This is a genomic window from Owenweeksia hongkongensis DSM 17368 (assembly GCF_000236705.1).
Lineage (GTDB): Bacteria > Bacteroidota > Bacteroidia > Flavobacteriales > Schleiferiaceae > Owenweeksia > Owenweeksia hongkongensis.
The window spans coordinates 1,891,953-1,907,982 of the sequence record NC_016599.1; the positions used below are offsets into that span (position 1 = coordinate 1,891,953).

A 16,030-nucleotide genomic window follows, 5' to 3' on the forward strand; every position below is an offset into this window, starting at 1 on the left:
CACTAAGATGAGTTAACGAGCGGTTAATCTTGAAGGGTATTTTTATAATACTCCCACAATGGATGTACATTGGCTTTCAAGAAGTTTGTGAAACCTAAAATCACTTTTTGCCAGGAGGCAAATCAGTAGGCTTATTTGGTGGTACTATGGGTATATTTTGGCGGCTGTCAAACTTTACCTCTGTTTTTAGGTGCCACCAATCTTTTTCCCATACCAAGGCATCATAGCTCATATCAGGACCATAAGTGGAATACACCCCTTTCAATTTTGAGTCTGGTGGCGAAAGGTGGTCCATTATTATCATCTCCTTGTCTTCATTCCAGCGCACGGAGGCTGCATACTTTCCTCCGTAGCTAAGAATAATTCTTTGCGGAGGCTTGCGATATGTTTTGTCCATGAATTCATCAAAACGAAACACCTTATCACCAAATCGTGGGCGACCACGATTGTCAATAGAAATCACATCTATGACTTTCTTGTTGAGGGTTTCATCTGGCGCAAAGCCAAGCAAGGTAAAAGTTGGATTTCTCTTTTTGCCTACAGGAATTAATTTATAGTAAATGGCTCCGTACCAATTATCTGGTTTCAGATTTTTATACTCAGGCTCCATCAGCATTCTACTGCCATCATTCAGTTCAGTTACCACAATTCCTTTTCGGGTAGTAGCGGCAACCAATCCATACTTCACATACTTAAAATCTGCATCAGGCATTTGCCAGGTGTAGATTCTAAATTCATCCTCATAATCCAGCCGGAGCATGCTAGTCACGCTTTTCAGCGGATCATTAAACCCCTCATCAGTAGAAATATAGTTTTTGAGAACTGCCAAAAATGTATCACATGCTGCTTGCCGCTTGGCATATTCAGAATTTGCTAAAATCTCTTTTCCTGTTTCAGCTAGAAATTTCTCCGGAGAGGAAGCTATTTCCTGACCAAAGGAGAAAAAAGGCAAAGTAAAAAGTGTGAAAAGGAAATACTTCATGCAGCTATGAACGGAGAAAATTTTGTGCCAGTATATTATTTAGGATACGTGCAAAAATTCCTTTTTGGCCATCAATTCATCATCGCTCTCCTCATTATCTTCATCAGGCACACAGCAATCTACAGGGCAAACCTCAGCACACTGAGGCTCTTCGTGAAAACCAATACACTCAGTACACTTATCGGTCACAATAAAATACACATCATAATCCACTGGTTCCTGAGCTTCATCAGCGTCATAAGTACCACCACTTTTGGTCACCACTTTACCTTTAAGGTCAGTGCCTTCGCTAAAGCGCCACTCCTGTGCACCTTCATATATTGCATTATTGGGGCACTCTGGTTCGCAGGCTCCACAATTAATACATTCGTCAGTTATCTTAATAGCCATATTGATTCTTACTTTTGCGCAAATTTAATAAATAGAAAGGGCGTATGTTGGATATAGCCGCACGTATTTCGGCATTTGAAACACTCGGGCGTTTTATCAGTCAGTATCAGGACGAAAGACCTGATGAGGATCTCAAAAAAATCAATGCTTACTTTTTGGAAGGCTTTCGCCACACCATTACCGAAGCGGGAATTTACAATAATTGGTTTACCAAGGATAATGTAGAGTTTGCACTTCAGCAATGGAGCAATGCGCTTACTCAAGATAATCTGGAAGCTTGGGTTGGCAGATACCCAAAAGAAGCTTTTGAGCCAAAAACTCAAAAAACTATCGCCATCATTATGGCAGGAAATATTCCATTGGTAGGCTTTCACGATTTTCTTACCGTTCTCCTTACGGGAAATAAAGTACTAGCCAAGCCAAGCACTGACGATGACAAATTGCTTCCGTTTCTTGCTCAAATTCTTGTAGCTATTGACAAGCGTTTTGCAGAAGTTATCAATTTAGCTTCAGGCCAACTGAAAGAATTTGACGCGGTGATTGCTACCGGCAGTGATAATTCTGCTCGCTATTTTGACCACTATTTTGGAAAATATCCAAATGTGATTCGCAAAAACAGAACCTCTGTAGCAGTGCTTACCGGAGATGAAACTCCAGAACAACTGAAAGAATTAGGCTGGGATGTGTTCCGCTATTTCGGTTTGGGCTGCCGCAATGTTTCAAAGCTTTTTCTGCCGGAAGGCTATGATATCAACAATATTTTCAAGGCCTTCTTTGACTTTAGTCATGTGGTAGACAACAAAAAATATGGTAATAATTACGATTACAACCGTGCCATTTTTATGATGGAGCAGCATAAGTTTTTAGAAAATGGTTTTGTTATTCTGAAAGAAAATGAAGCGCTACATGCTCCTGCTGCGGTCGTGTATCACGAAACGTATTCTGATTTGGATAGTCTAAATGACAAGCTCGATGGGTTGGAGAATCAACTACAGTGCATTGTATCTGAAGATAAAGAAGTGAACAATGCCATTACCATGGGAGAAGCACAGCAACCTAATCTTTGGGATTATGCTGACAAGGTAGATACCGTGAGCTTTTTACAAAGCGTTCAATAAGATTTTAAACACAGTATATTTGAGCCAAAAGCGACAAAGCTCAGCTCTGCGCATCTATTAAATACAATTTTCAGAAAGTGAAATTATTTCGATTTATAAAATCTAAGACTCTTTGGGCTAACGTGCTTCTTATCATAGTTGCCTGCGCATTGATATTTTGGGGTGTGAATAGTTGGTTGAGCAGCTATACCCGCCATGGCGACAATATTGTAGTTCCCAACTTATCCAGAATGGATTATGATGAAGCCGTAACTGCTTTGGAGCAACGTGAACTTGTTGCCGAAATAATGGATACTTCAGAATTTGACCCGGAGTTTCCGCGTGGCAGCATTATCAATCAATATCCTGAGGATGGGGCAACTGTAAAAAAAGGCCGCCCTATAAGACTTACGATTAACCCACTCAAGGCTCGTAAAATTGAAATCCCTCAATTGATTGAAAAAACTAAGAGGCGTGCTATCTATGACTTGGAGTCAAAAGGTTTTAAAGTAGGCGAACTTACCTATGTACCTTACATCGGAAAAGATGTGGTAGTGGATATTAAGGTAAATGGCCAATCGGTAAAAGAAAAAGAGAAATTTGAAAAAGGCACAACTATAGAGTTGGTTTTAGGCCAGGGACTTGGAAACGAGCTTTCGCCAATGCCTTACTTAAGGCACCTTGCCTTAGAAGAAGCAAAGCAACTTTTGCTCGAGGCATCTCTTAATTTAGGTTCTGTGATTTATGATGAAGAAATAAAAGACAGCAGCCTAATAGTGGTATATAACCAACGCCCGGCACCTAGCCTGGAACCAAGTGTTCGCCCAGGTGCAGAAGTAGACATTTGGCTTACTGATGATTATACCAAAATCCCTAATGATTCGTTACAGTTTCTTCACCCAGAAATAGCAGATTCCTTAAATAATGCAGCAGCCCCTACTCCATAAAATTTTCATCCTATTCATTTTTCTTGGTTCTTTTAGTGCTTTGGCACAACCCAAGGATCGTCTTAGTGGTTTTTCTAGCCGACCTACAGAAGAAAATGTAGCTCCGTCAAAAAAGAAAACAATGGCACTTTCACTTCCGGTGATAGATGATTTTAGTTACGATAGCCACCAACCCAATCCCAATATTTGGCTGGACCAAAATGTGTACGTAAACCAAACGTACTGCACTTCACCTATAACCCTTGGGGTAGCTACTTTTGATGGATTAGATAAAGATGGTATTGCTTATGATATTGGTGTTTTTGGAACAGACACCGCAGACATTCTAACTTCACAGCCCATTGACCTTTCAAGCCCTACTGACTCAGTCTACCTATCCTTTTTCTGGCAAGCGGGTGGCCATGGAGACCTGCCTGAAAACTCGGATTCCTTAGCATTGTACTTCTATACCCCACAAGCTAGTACCTGGAGCAGCATATGGAGAATTAGTGGAGTGGACACGCTTACACGTTTCAAGCAAGAAATGATTCCCGTGCCAGTAGCTTATCACAAAGCAGATTTTCAGTTTAGGCTAATAAGCTATGGAGCGCGTGCTGGAGCCTTTGACATGTGGAATATTGATTATGTACGTTTGGACGATAGCCGAACCATCAATGACACATTGTTTAATGATGTAAGTTTTACTCAACCGTACCCTCCACTTATCAAAACATATGACGCCATGCCTTGGTTTCATTACGCTTCCAATGTGGTGAATAAGCCCAATGAAAATTTCTTTTACAGAAAAAACAACAATGGAGCAACGCAAAGTATTCAGGTTTGCAGATACGGCATTTTCTTAGGACCTACTTTATTGGATGGAAATGTAACAGGATTGATCGACCCCAACCAAGGAGTTTTTAATGCTGAGAACGTATTTAACTGCGCCTACAACAATTTCTACCCAAGCCCGGTGCCATCCAACGAGTTTGAAATTACAGCTTTTCAATCCTATGATGGTAGTAACGAAGATCCGGCCACAGAAACAAATGATACAATCTGGAGGCATCAGCAATTCAGAAACTACTATTCTTACGATGATGGTAGTGCTGAGCAAGCCTATTTGGTAGATGACAATGCAGGGGGCTTTATGCTTTCAAGATTTGGAATTGCCCAAGCAGATGACCTGATGGGTTTATACATATACTTCCTGCCCTCGGAGTTTAATATTGAGGATAATCAATTTACCATAGTAGTATATGAAAGCGACAACGAAGCGCCCGGGAACTTGATTTACGAAAGCGACACCATATACACCCCCCGTTTTACCAGTACTAACTTTCTTCTCCCTTACCCTATCAAGAAGGATATCAACTCTGGTGTAAACGTGAGCGGAACTGTATTTGTAGGAATCAAGCAAGTAAAAAACACACCTATTCCTATTGGTTTTGATATGAACAGCAACCTTAATGTGGACAAGATTTTTTATGGCAAACCCAATGATTATTACACCTCTTTTATTGCTGGAAACCTAATGATCCGTCCGTACTTCAGGTATTTGCCAAATGACTTTGACTTACCCGAAACCACTATTGGAACGGTTGGTGTGAATGTTTTTCCGAATCCGGCAAATCAAGAAATCACAATTGAAAGCACCGAGCAGAATGATAATTTACAATTTGTGATTTACAATATTTCTGGGCAAGCCGTTCAAAGCGGAAGCGTTAATGGCACGGTACAATTGAACAACCAAATAACTTCCGGAATATACCTTTTACAAGTGATTGATGCTTCCGGTAAAAAAGCTCCCTACACCCAAAAGTTGGTGATAGAAAAATAGATGATTGAAGAAGAAGACAAGCTAAGTGATGAGCAAGACAACGAAGAGTTATTTGAACATCATCGATTAGTTGCGGACAAAGGTCAGGCACCACTAAGGGTTGACAAGTTTTTACATAATTTATTACCTAATACTTCCCGAAACAAAATACAGCAGGCCGCTTCTGCGGGGAATATTCATGTAAATGGAAACGTAATAAAGAGCAACTATAAGGTAAAGGCCATGGATGTGGTTCAGGTAGTGTTATCGTACCCTCCGCGCGAAGTAGAGCTTATTCCGCAAAACATGGACCTGGACATTTTATATGAAGATGAACAGGTAATTGTGCTAAACAAAACCGCTGGCGTGGTAGTACACCCTGGCTATGGCAATTATGATGGCACTTTGGTAAATGGACTTATCTACCATTTCAAAAACCTTCCGGGTAAAGATGAAACACGACCAGGCCTAGTGCACCGACTGGACAAAGACACCAGTGGTATCATGGTGATTGCCAAAGATGAAATGTCATTAGCACACCTTGCTAAGCAATTTTTTGACCGCACCACAAGCCGTAGATATCACGCACTGGTATGGGGTGATGTAAAAGAATATGAGGGCACTATAATAGGCCACATTGGCCGCAGCAAAAAAAATCGCAAAGTATTTAGTGTATACGAAGACGAAAGCGAAGGAAAACATGCTATAACACACTACAAAGTATTGCAAAGATTTGGCTATACTACTTTGGTAGAATGCAGGTTGGAAACCGGAAGGACTCACCAAATCCGTGTGCATATGAAGCACTTAGGTCACCCTCTTTTTAATGACAAAGAATATGGTGGAAGTTCGATTTTAAAAGGAACCACCTTTACCAAATACAAGCAGTTTGTAGACAATTGCCTTGCTACTTGTCCAAGACAAGCGCTTCATGCAAAAACCTTAGGTTTTACCCATCCAAAAACTGGCGAGGAAATGTCATTCAACTCAGAACTTCCCGAAGACATGGCTGCACTTATCGGTAAATGGGAAAATTACGCCAAACACAAACTGGCAGACGGGGAAGAGTAAAGCACTAGAGTTTTACAGGCAAGGTTTTTGTATAATTGTATATGCCTAAAATGAAGCACCTTAAAATACATATTGTACTGTTACTTTGTGTAGCAATTTTTACGCTTTCGCAATGTAAGCCAGAACCTAAGGAAAGTAACCCTCCTACAAGTGTTGGAACCCCAGCTCCCATCACCCCTCCGGTTGGTTTCCCCGCAATGAATATTCCAGCAGATAATCCGCAAACGGTAGAAGGCGTGGAGCTAGGCCGCCACTTGTTTTACGACAAAAAATTATCTGCTGACTTAACTATTAGCTGCGCCACCTGCCATGAGCAGTTCCGAGCATTTTCTGATGTCGATCAGGTGTCTACTGGTGTAAACGGAAAGATTGGCAGACGCCAAGCCATGGCACTTTTCAATTTAGTATTTCAAGAAGAATTCTTTTGGGATGGACGTGCTCAAAGTTTGGAAGAACAATCGCTCCACCCTATTGTAGATCCAGTAGAAATGGATAATACCCTAACTGTGGTTATAAGTAGGTTGGAGGCTGATAGCGCGTACCCAAGTATGTTTAAAGCTGCATTTGGAGACACTAAAATCAATGAAGAAAGAATTGGTAAAGCTATTGCTCAGTTTGAAAGAACTATGATATCTGCTAAATAGTGAGTTTGACAGAGTGAAGCGCCTAAGTGGTAATATAAATGCTCCTTTTATCGAAGACCCAAATACCTCTGGTTCTAAAAATAATGGCTTCTTGATTTTCACCACCGAGCGAGGTGATTGCTTCCATTGCCACTCTGTAGATAAAGATGGCGCCTATCTTGGTGGAGGCTTTGGCCAAGATTTGCAATTTTTAAACAATGGTCTTAAAACGGATTACTCCAATGATGAAGGCCGCAAAGAGTTTACAAATCAAGCCAGTGACTGGGGAAAATTCAAAGTACCAAGCGTTAGAAACATAGAATGGTCATTTCCTTATATGCATGATGGTAGCATTCCAAACTTAGACAGCCTTATCGGCTTCTATAACTTTGGTGGCTTTGATAATGGAAATACTGATCCCAACATGAAATTTGCTGGGAATGATAATGGCACTCGTAACTTTACTACTCAAGAAATTCAGGACTTAAAGGAGTTTTTAAGAACACTTACGGACTATGACTTTCTAGAAGATCCTCGCTTTTCGGATCCTTTTGAGTAAAACCTTCCCTTGATGCAGCAAAAACATTCTTCAACAATCTGGAAGCTTTTCCTTTTGGCAATTCTAAGCATAGGACTATACCAATGTAAAAAACCAGAAGACCAAAGCTCTCCAGTAATGTTTGGCACTCCTCAGCCATTAGAGATTCCCAAAGGTTTTCCCAGAACAAACGTTCCCGCTGATAATCCTCAAACAATTGAAGGTGTAGAGCTCGGCCGGCATTTGTTTTATGACAAAAGATTATCAGCTGACCTTACCCAGAGCTGTGCTTCTTGCCATGCTCAGCATCGCGCTTTTTCGGATGTAACACTTGACCCGACCTCCACAGGAGTGGATGGAATCAAAGGAAGACGAAATTCCATGGCTTTATTCAACCTGGCTTTTCAGGAGAAATTTTTTTGGGATGGTCGTGCCCAAAGTTTAGAAGAGCAGTCTTTACATCCTATTGAAGATCCGCTGGAATTGAATGTGAAATTGGAAACCGTAATAGCCCGACTGGAAGCTGACACTGCTTATCCAGAAATGTTTGCAGCCGCTTTTGGTGATAATAAAATATCCAAGAAAAGAATTGGAAAAGCTATTGCGCAATTTGAGCGAACTATGATTTCAGCCAATAGCGAGTTTGACAAAGTAAAACGTATTAGTGGAAATATAGACGCCCCATTTATAGAAGATGCTTCTACCCCTGGCTCAAAAAACAATGGGTGGCTATTATTTAAAGGTACAACTGGCGACTGTTTTCATTGCCATTCTATTGAGGCAGATGGTGCGTTTCTTGGCGGTAGTTTTGGTGTCAATAATCAGTTTAGAAATAACGGATTAAAAATGAAGTACCGAGGTGATCTTGGAAGACAGGGGGTGACAAACGAACCTTCAGACTTTGGCAAATTCAAGGTGCCAAGTGTAAGAAACTCCGAGCGAACTGCCCCATTCATGCATGATGGAAGCGTTCCTAGTCTTGACAGTGTGATCCGCTTTTACAGTTTTGGAGGCTTCTCTAATGGAAACACAGACCCCCAAATGGATTTTGCTGGTGATGCAAAAGGAACACGAAACCTTTCGGAGGAGCAAATTGACGATTTAGAAGAATTTCTAAAAACCCTTACCGACTGGGAATTTCTTGAAGACCCACGTTTTTCTGATCCTTTTGCTGAATAAGCTACAAGGGTGACGAAACCCTTACTATTTTCTTGGTTTCAAAAAACTCTTCTTCAAAAAAATCAGGTAGTTCATAAATCTTCGTCCTTCTTACCATTTTCAATTCTTCGGTAAGATCTCCACCTTTTAGGTACCAAATTGCAGGTTGTAATTGAACATCTTTGGATGGCATTTTTAGCTTCTTCTTTACCCAATTTATAAAAGCCGGCATTTGCGTTACTGCTCTACTTACAATATGATCAAACGGGCCTTTTACACTTTCGGCACGCCCATGAATAGCCGTAACGTTTTGTAATCCCAATGCCTGACTCACTTCTTTTACCACCAATATTTTTTTACCAATGGAATCCACCAAGGTAAATTCACAGTGAGGAAACATTATGGCCAAAGGAATTCCGGGGAAACCGCCACCTGTACCTACGTCCATTATTTTAGAGCCAAACTCAAAATTGGCAACCTTGGCTATAGCCAAAGAATGAAGCACGTGACGCTCAAAAAACTGATCCATATCCTTGCGGCTAATCACATTTATTTTAGCATTCCACTCTTCGTAAAGGCCTTTTAGTGCTTCCAATTTTTCATACTGATCTGCTTTTAGCGCTGGGAAATATTTTTTGATCAACTCCATTTTTACCAATCTTTTGAGTTTCCGAATATCTTGTTTTGAAAATGTACCGCTGCCAACAAAACCACTACAAGTGGCTCCATTAAAATAAACAATACAGGGGCTTTATTCTGTTTTATGCGGCTTGCAAAAGGTGCCATCGTAATTATCTGCAAAAATAACTTAGCCAATAATAGGAGGAAGAAAATACCCGTATGCCCATGAAAAAAGAACACGGGCAACAACAGCAAATAAAATAACATTTGCGACAAGCCAAAAATTCCAAGAAATATAGCTGATCTACTTTTATAATGGTATGAGGTAGAAAGATGCCTCCGTTTTTGTTGCCACCAATCTTTAAAGGTTGCTGGTGCATCTGAATAGGTAAATGCTTCAGGATTCATATTAATAGCAACATTTGAAGCCGTTGCCACTTCACCTATCAGCAAATCATCATCGCCAGAAGGAAGCTTGAGGTGTGCCTTCATCTTTGATGACCTTTCAAAAACACTTTTGGCATAAGCCATGTTTCTTCCTACTCCCATGTATGGCATTCCTGCTTTTGCAAAAGATAAATATTGTTGTGCTGTTAAAAATGTTTCCCAGCGAGTGAGCCAACCCGCCAGGTTATTTTTAAAATAATAAGGACTCACCCCAAGCACAATGTCTTTGTAAGAAAAATAAGAGACCGTACTGCTTAACCAATTTTCGCTTGCTGGCTTGCAATCTGCATCTGTGAAAACTATGTGTTCAAAAGCAGCATTTTCAATACCAAAAATTAAAGCTTCCTTTTTACCTCTACCTATTTTTTCTTTGGTAAAATTCAAGGTTCTTAGGTTGGGATATTTCTGCGAAAGCTCTTCAATAAGTTGCAAGGTTCCATCCGTGCTATGGTCATTCACTACCAGAACCTCAAATTGCTCGTATCTCTGTGAAAGCACAATAGGAAGATTTTCTCTCAGGTTTTCTTTCTCATTGTGGGCGCATATGATGATGCTAACAGGGCTTAGAAAGTCGCGTAGCTTAACCTTATGAAAAAGCAAACGACTATGAAAAAACAAATAGTGCAGAATTAAGTAAACCGCAGCAGCTGCCCATATATAGAATAAAATTTCCACGGGCCAAAGGTAATAGCTTATGCTGAGCTATAGGTGATAATCTTAGTCAGAAAGCAGTATTACCAAAAGGTATTGAAAGCTTACTTTTGCGGGCTTGTATTATGATTTTCGGGTCAACCGAGAATAATTGGAAAACAACATTTATGAATTTTGAACTAAAGGCACAGGACAGTAAAAGTAAGGCAAGAGCAGGTGTATTGACTACCGCTCATGGCGAAATACAAACGCCAATTTTTATGCCTGTGGGCACTGTGGCTTCTGTAAAAGCTGTGCATCAGCGCGAGCTAAAAGAAGATATAAAAGCTCAGATCATTTTAGGAAACACCTACCACCTTTATCTACGCCCGGGTACAGATATAATAAATGGCGCTGGTGGCTTGCACAAGTTCATGAATTGGGACCGTCCGATACTCACTGACAGCGGTGGTTATCAGGTTTACAGCTTATCAAATAACAATAAAATCACCGAAGAAGGTGTGAAGTTTAAATCACACATTGATGGATCTCGCCATTTCTTTAGCCCCGAAAAATCTATGGAAATTCAGCGCAATATTGGCGCTGACATTATCATGGCTTTTGACGAGTGCCCACCATACCCGAGCACTTACGAGTATGCCAAAAACAGCATGGACATGACACACCGCTGGCTGCAGCGCTGTATTGATTGGCTTAAAGAAAACCCTGAACTATACGGTTTTGAGCAAAGTCTTTTCCCAATCGTTCAAGGTTCTACATATAATGATTTAAGGAAAGAATCTGCCGAAACCATTGCTTCGCATCCTTGCGATGGGTATGCGATTGGCGGTTTATCTGTTGGCGAACCACACGATGAAATGTACGCCATGAGCGATTTGGTATGCAGCTATCTCCCTGAAGATAAACCTCGATATCTCATGGGCGTGGGGACTCCAGCCAATATTTTGGAAAACATTGCCCTTGGCGTAGATATGTTTGATTGCGTAATGCCAACCCGTAACGGTAGAAATGGAATGATTTTTACCAGCGAAGGGATTATCAATATCAAAAATAAAAAGTGGGAGAGAGATTTTTCTCCTCTTGACCCTAATGGAACTTCATTTGTAGATAGCGATTACTCAAAAGCCTATTTACGCCATTTGTTTGCTGCCAATGAATATCTTGGCAGGCAAATTGCTTCGTTGCACAATCTTAGATTTTACCTTTGGTTGGTAAATGAAGCCCGCGAAAAAATTATCGATGGCACTTTTGCCAGCTGGAAAAATGTGATGGTAGAAAAACTTCAAACACGCCTCTAAGCTTTGCTCAGAATAATTGACAGATATATAATTGGGAAGTTTCTCGCAACCTTCTTTCTAACCATAGCACTACTTCTATCCATTGCTATAGTTTTCGATATTTCTGAAAAGATTGACAACTTTGTAACCAAAGGTGCCTCTGCTAAAGAGATAATCTTTGACTACTACCTCAATTTTGTGATGTATTATGGTAATCTCTTTAGTGCCATGATTGTATTTATCGCTACCATTTTCTTTACCAGCCGCATGACGGCAAATACTGAGATTGTAGCGATCCTTACAGGTGGGGTTAGTTTTAGAAGATTGATGTGGCCTTATTTCATTGCTGCTACCATATTAGCAGGAATAAGCTGGGGGCTGGGCAACTATGTGATTCCTAAAACGAATGTCACCCGCCTAAACTTTGAGCACACCTACATTTCTGGTAAAAACCAAAAAGACCGGTTTAAAGACATTCATCGCCAAATTAAACCTGGGCATATTGTATATTTTGAAAATTACAATACTGAGCGAAATTCTGGTTACCATTTTACCTACGAAGTGTTTGCAAATCATGCTATGCAAAGTAAACTCAAGGCTGATTTTATAAAACTAGATACTACCAAAAACACCTGGACCCTTGATAATTACTCCATAAGAACTATAGACAGCACAGGCAAAGAGCACCTTAGCAGCGGAAGACAGCTAGACACTGTTTTTGATTTTAAAGCTGCAGAGATTGTACCTCGATTATTTACCATAGAAATGATGAATACTCCCGAGCTCAACGAGTTTATTGAGAAGGAAAAAATTCGAGGGTCTGAAAATTTGAATTACTACCTAATAGAAAAATACAGGCGTACCAGCTGGCCAGCTGCTACATACATTTTGGTACTTATTGGTGTAAGCTTATGCTCTAAAAAAACACGTGGAGGTTTGGGGTTAAACATTGCACTAGGACTGGCTATTTGTGTGGCTTACATTTTCTTTATGCAAATCTCCACCACCTTTGCCACCTTGGGTAATTTCTCTCCGCTGATGGCTGTATGGTTCCCAAATATTGTGTTCTCCTTTATTGCATTATACATGTACTACATTGCTCCAAAGTAAAAACTCAGATTATGCAAAGCTCCACTTTGTAGTTTTCTTGTGGGGTTTTACGGCCATACTTGGCAACCTTATTAGCATTGATGCGATACCTTTGGTGTGGCACCGTATGTGGATGGCATCCGTATTTATTTTTCTGTTTCTGATTGCCACCAAGCGCACCGATTTTAAAATTGATAAAAAAGCTTGGCGCATTATTTTGGCCGGGGTTATCATTGCTGCCCATTGGATTACTTTCTTTCATGCTATTAAAATATCTACAGTTTCCGTAGCCTTAGCTTGTGTTTCTACTGGAGCTTTTTTTGGGTCCCTTATTGAGCCTATTGTGTACAAGAGGAAAGTAGACAAATCCGAAATGTTGCTCGGTGGCTTTGTAATATTAGGCTTGTATTTAATTTTCCGCTTTGAGGGAAATTATACGGCCGGAATAATCACCGCGTTGATAAGTACTTTTTTGAGTGCCTCATTTTCTGTACTCAATAGCAAATTGGTAAAGACAAATAGTCCGTTCAGGATTACCTTTCTGGAAATGCTAGGTGGTTGGCTAGCCATAAGTCTATTTAGCCTTTACGCAATTTATTCAGGTTCACTTCAGGTTTCTGATTTTTCATTAAATGGAATGGATTGGCTTTATCTGATAATTCTGGGGAGTATATGCACAGCTTACGCATTCATCCAGTCGGTTGCTGTAATGCGCACGTTATCTTCATTCACAGTTTTGCTTTCTATCAATCTAGAGCCTATTTATGGTATTCTCTTGGCTCTTATCTTTTTTGGCGATAGCGAAATGATGAACCCTTATTTTTATGTGGGAGCCGGTATTATTCTATCCACCGTTTTTGCCGATATTCTCATTAAGCGATACAAGAAAAAAAAGCTACCTACCGGAACCAACCCAAGCGTATAGGATAAGCCACATTTTGAGCCAGCTTTCATACTCGCGGATTTTTAGGTTTCTCCTTTCTCAAAATTTGTAATTTGCACCCCCATTTAGAAAATGACGTTTATGGATTATTTGGACTTTGAAAAGCCAATACAGGAGCTTGAGGAACAACTGGAAAAAACCAGAAACCTAGAGCAGGAAACCCAAGTGGACATGGGTAAAACCGTTAAAGAAATTGAGAAAAAGCTGATAGCTACCAAAAAAGATATTTACAAAAACCTTTCACCCTGGCAGCGCGTACAGCTGAGCCGTCATCCACAGAGGCCTTACACACTTGCCTACATTGAGGCAATTACAGAAGGAAACTTTCTTGAACTTCATGGTGATAGAAATGTGAAGGATGACAAAGCCATGGTAGGTGGCTGGGGCATGGTTGGTGATCAATCTGTAATGTTTGTTGGTCAACAAAAAGGGGTAAATACCAAAATGCGACAGTATCGCAACTTTGGAATGGCGAATCCTGAAGGCTATCGCAAAGCAATGCGCCTGATGAAAATGGCGGAAAAATTCAATCGTCCAATCGTTACTCTTATTGATACTCCCGGAGCATTTCCAGGGCTAGAAGCTGAGGAACGTGGACAAGGCGAAGCTATTGCCAAAAACCTTTATGACATGTCACTTCTAAAGGTTCCTGTAATCTGTATAGTGATAGGCGAAGGTGCCTCTGGTGGTGCTTTGGGCATCGGAGTAGGCGATAAAGTATTGATGCTCGAAAACTCATGGTACTCGGTGATTTCTCCCGAAAACTGTTCTACCATCCTTTGGAGAACCTGGGATTATAAAGAGCAAGCCGCGGCTGCCCTTAAGCTTACCGCAGATGATATGCTTAAGAACAAACTGATTGATGGCATCATTAAAGAACCACTGGGTGGGGCACACAATGATCCCGCTGCTATGTTTGACACTGTAAAAACCGAGATTCTGAAAAATATTGAGAAGCTTTCCAAACTTGATTCTGAAAAGCTAATCAACCAAAGGATAAACAAGTTTAGCAAAATGGGCTACTTTAACGAGTAAGCCCTTTGCAAAAAACACTCTAAAGAGCCTGGCTACATAGTCAGGCTCTTCTGTTTAGGGGTTTACCTATTGTGCACTGCTTCTACTTGCAGGATATCCTTTATCTCCTGATGATAAACTGTTGCAGAAGCACCATTTACATTTCCTCGAAAGATTTGATTTCCACTGGCAATCAAAATTTGTTGGCTCACTTTATCATAAGCAATATCATTTGCAGAAAAATTATAAATCTGGTAAGGCTGGGTTCCATTCGATAGTTGAAAAGCGAAAATCGCATTTGTGGTTGAAACGAGTACCACGGCATTATAATCTGTAAAGAGGCAAGTAGGCTCACCCTGCAAACTAAATAGCTTGGTTAGAGTATTGGTGGATGGTTCATAGCTGTAAACAACAGTTTCACCTGTTCCTTTCACAGCTATGGTATAAATCCCACTTGATGGATTTACAATACCTATTGCACGCCCCGGTAATTGCATAGTCTTAAGTTCTGCTCCATTTGTGGCATTCAATAGTTGCAGCGAATAATTCTCCTTTCCTCTTTCCTTTGCACAAATCAACAAACCTTCATTACTGGAGCATCCACTAATTGGTTCTAAGTCCGTTCTGGTAAGAAAAGATCTCTCGATACTTCCCTCCTTGCTATATGCTTTTACCTCACCATTTGCGGCCAGCGAGTAAACCCTTTCCTTATCATTCACCAAAGCATTATATTTTTTTACTCCTGTAGTAGAAACTATGTTATACTCCTGCTGTAGTGGTGAATATGAATACCCCCTAAGGTTACCATTGCTCTCAGGAGCTGTCACTACTCTACCCTGCCTCTCATTATATGCCAATAAATAATAGTTGCCATTAAGATACTTTTCCTCTGTCACCCCTTGATTGTCCACCTTAATTAAAGAGCTGGCCGCGATTGAGATAAATCCTAAATATTCTAAAGGTTCTTGTTTCAAATAAATATCTAAAAAATCACTCCTGGTATTAGTACCATTTGATGCGGTTACCCTGATGGTATACTTTCCAGAACTAAGCTCTGATTTGTTAAAGTAAAACTGAAAATTTTGCTGACTGCCACTTGCACTCACACGATCAAATGGCAAGCCTGTATTAATTGAACCATCCAGCACATTTACAATAGGTGTTGCATCTGATTCTTTAATTTCTAACGTTACAAAAATGGTATCTCCAAAAGAATAGGTGGTACCTTCAGCAGGTGATAGAATTTTAACCTCAGGATAAGTTTCATTTGTCTTTTTACATGAAATACTTATAATGAGGAGACAAGAAATTAGTGAATAAATAAATGGTGTTTGATGTGTCATGCAGCAAGCAAGTTAATAAATTTGAAACCTTTTTTGTCAAT

16 protein-coding genes are annotated in these 16,030 nt (G+C 40.3%); 11 read left to right on the forward strand and 5 right to left on the reverse strand.

The genetic code is table 11. The features are described 5' to 3' along the window. Positions 1–100 precede the first annotated feature (100 nt). On the reverse strand, positions 101–982 hold the full coding sequence (locus tag OWEHO_RS08570) for a hypothetical protein (protein WP_014202083.1): 882 nt from the start codon (positions 980–982) through the stop codon (positions 101–103). A 39-nt stretch (positions 983–1,021) separates the two neighbouring features. Then, positions 1,022–1,372 (reverse strand): 4Fe-4S binding protein, encoded by a 351-nt coding sequence (locus OWEHO_RS08575; RefSeq protein WP_014202084.1) that lies wholly within the window; start codon positions 1,370–1,372, stop codon positions 1,022–1,024. 44 nt (positions 1,373–1,416) lie between these two features. On the opposite strand from OWEHO_RS08575, the gene OWEHO_RS08580 reads away from it, so the two are divergent. From OWEHO_RS08580 to OWEHO_RS08605, 7 genes are all read left to right on the forward strand, one after another. Then, positions 1,417–2,490, forward strand: a complete 1,074-nt coding sequence (locus OWEHO_RS08580) for an acyl-CoA reductase (protein WP_014202085.1) — start codon at positions 1,417–1,419, stop codon at positions 2,488–2,490. A 77-nt stretch (positions 2,491–2,567) separates the two neighbouring features. Next, complete coding sequence (locus tag OWEHO_RS17870; RefSeq protein ID WP_014202086.1) at positions 2,568–3,416, forward strand: PASTA domain-containing protein; 849 nt, start codon at positions 2,568–2,570, stop codon at positions 3,414–3,416. Continuing rightward, entirely contained in the window at positions 3,394–5,235 is a 1,842-nt protein-coding gene (locus OWEHO_RS08590) for a T9SS type A sorting domain-containing protein (protein WP_014202087.1), read from the forward strand. The genes OWEHO_RS17870 and OWEHO_RS08590 overlap by 23 nt, the downstream gene beginning before the upstream one ends. Further along, on the forward strand, positions 5,236–6,285 hold the full coding sequence (locus OWEHO_RS08595) for an RluA family pseudouridine synthase (RefSeq protein ID WP_014202088.1): 1,050 nt from the start codon (positions 5,236–5,238) through the stop codon (positions 6,283–6,285). Positions 6,286–6,335: 50 nt separating this feature from the next. Beyond that, complete coding sequence (locus OWEHO_RS17875; RefSeq protein WP_169312770.1) at positions 6,336–6,929, forward strand: cytochrome-c peroxidase; 594 nt, start codon at positions 6,336–6,338, stop codon at positions 6,927–6,929. 13 nt (positions 6,930–6,942) lie between these two features. Next, the gene (locus OWEHO_RS17880) at positions 6,943–7,467 is read left to right on the forward strand and encodes a cytochrome-c peroxidase (RefSeq protein ID WP_052301114.1); all 525 of its coding nucleotides are present in this window, start codon (positions 6,943–6,945) and stop codon (positions 7,465–7,467) included. A 12-nt stretch (positions 7,468–7,479) separates the two neighbouring features. Next, complete coding sequence (locus OWEHO_RS08605; RefSeq protein WP_014202089.1) at positions 7,480–8,625, forward strand: cytochrome-c peroxidase; 1,146 nt, start codon at positions 7,480–7,482, stop codon at positions 8,623–8,625. Between the two features lies 1 nt (position 8,626). Here OWEHO_RS08605 and rsmG read toward each other — a convergent pair whose 3' ends face one another. Continuing rightward, positions 8,627–9,253, reverse strand: coding sequence for a 16S rRNA (guanine(527)-N(7))-methyltransferase RsmG (rsmG, locus tag OWEHO_RS08610; RefSeq protein WP_014202090.1), 627 nt, complete (start codon positions 9,251–9,253; stop codon positions 8,627–8,629). A 2-nt stretch (positions 9,254–9,255) separates the two neighbouring features. Further along, positions 9,256–10,347 carry a glycosyltransferase gene (locus OWEHO_RS08615; RefSeq protein ID WP_014202091.1) on the reverse strand — a complete coding sequence of 364 codons (1,092 nt, stop codon included), beginning with the start codon at positions 10,345–10,347 and terminating at the stop codon, positions 9,256–9,258. A gap of 143 nt (positions 10,348–10,490) precedes the next feature. Here OWEHO_RS08615 and tgt point away from each other — a divergent pair, with 143 nt between their 5' ends. The 4 genes from tgt to OWEHO_RS08635 all read left to right on the forward strand — a co-directional run bounded on the left by tgt (position 10,491) and on the right by OWEHO_RS08635 (position 14,667). Beyond that, a complete protein-coding gene (tgt, locus tag OWEHO_RS08620; protein WP_014202092.1) occupies positions 10,491–11,621 on the forward strand; it encodes a tRNA guanosine(34) transglycosylase Tgt in 1,131 nt (376 codons plus the stop codon). Between the two features lie 3 nt (positions 11,622–11,624). Beyond that, complete coding sequence (locus OWEHO_RS08625; protein ID WP_014202093.1) at positions 11,625–12,710, forward strand: LptF/LptG family permease; 1,086 nt, start codon at positions 11,625–11,627, stop codon at positions 12,708–12,710. After that, positions 12,697–13,614, forward strand: coding sequence for a DMT family transporter (locus OWEHO_RS08630; protein ID WP_014202094.1), 918 nt, complete (start codon positions 12,697–12,699; stop codon positions 13,612–13,614). The genes OWEHO_RS08625 and OWEHO_RS08630 overlap by 14 nt, the downstream gene beginning before the upstream one ends. 99 nt (positions 13,615–13,713) lie before the next feature. Next, positions 13,714–14,667, forward strand: a complete 954-nt coding sequence (locus tag OWEHO_RS08635; RefSeq protein ID WP_014202095.1) for an acetyl-CoA carboxylase carboxyltransferase subunit alpha — start codon at positions 13,714–13,716, stop codon at positions 14,665–14,667. A 62-nt stretch (positions 14,668–14,729) separates the two neighbouring features. On the opposite strand, the gene OWEHO_RS08640 is transcribed toward OWEHO_RS08635, so the two are convergent. Beyond that, complete coding sequence (locus OWEHO_RS08640; RefSeq protein ID WP_014202096.1) at positions 14,730–15,989, reverse strand: Ig-like domain-containing protein; 1,260 nt, start codon at positions 15,987–15,989, stop codon at positions 14,730–14,732. Between the last annotated feature and the right edge of the window lie 41 nt (positions 15,990–16,030).

What these genes read in the sequence shown, in the direction of transcription:
- OWEHO_RS08570 (WP_014202083.1), bottom strand. Translation starts at nt 982, where the DNA reads ATGAAGTATTTCCTTTTCACACTTTTTACTTTGCCTTTTTTCTCCTTT.
- OWEHO_RS08575 (WP_014202084.1), bottom strand. Translation starts at nt 1,372, where the DNA reads ATGGCTATTAAGATAACTGACGAATGTATTAATTGTGGAGCCTGCGAA.
- OWEHO_RS08580 (WP_014202085.1), top strand. Translation starts at nt 1,417, where the DNA reads ATGTTGGATATAGCCGCACGTATTTCGGCATTTGAAACACTCGGGCGT.
- OWEHO_RS08590 (WP_014202087.1), top strand. Translation starts at nt 3,394, where the DNA reads ATGCAGCAGCCCCTACTCCATAAAATTTTCATCCTATTCATTTTTCTT.
- OWEHO_RS08595 (WP_014202088.1), top strand. Translation starts at nt 5,236, where the DNA reads ATGATTGAAGAAGAAGACAAGCTAAGTGATGAGCAAGACAACGAAGAG.
- OWEHO_RS17875 (WP_169312770.1), top strand. Translation starts at nt 6,336, where the DNA reads ATGAAGCACCTTAAAATACATATTGTACTGTTACTTTGTGTAGCAATT.
- OWEHO_RS08605 (WP_014202089.1), top strand. Translation starts at nt 7,480, where the DNA reads ATGCAGCAAAAACATTCTTCAACAATCTGGAAGCTTTTCCTTTTGGCA.
- rsmG (WP_014202090.1), bottom strand. Translation starts at nt 9,253, where the DNA reads ATGGAGTTGATCAAAAAATATTTCCCAGCGCTAAAAGCAGATCAGTAT.
- tgt (WP_014202092.1), top strand. Translation starts at nt 10,491, where the DNA reads ATGAATTTTGAACTAAAGGCACAGGACAGTAAAAGTAAGGCAAGAGCA.
- OWEHO_RS08635 (WP_014202095.1), top strand. Translation starts at nt 13,714, where the DNA reads ATGGATTATTTGGACTTTGAAAAGCCAATACAGGAGCTTGAGGAACAA.
- OWEHO_RS08640 (WP_014202096.1), bottom strand. Translation starts at nt 15,989, where the DNA reads ATGACACATCAAACACCATTTATTTATTCACTAATTTCTTGTCTCCTC.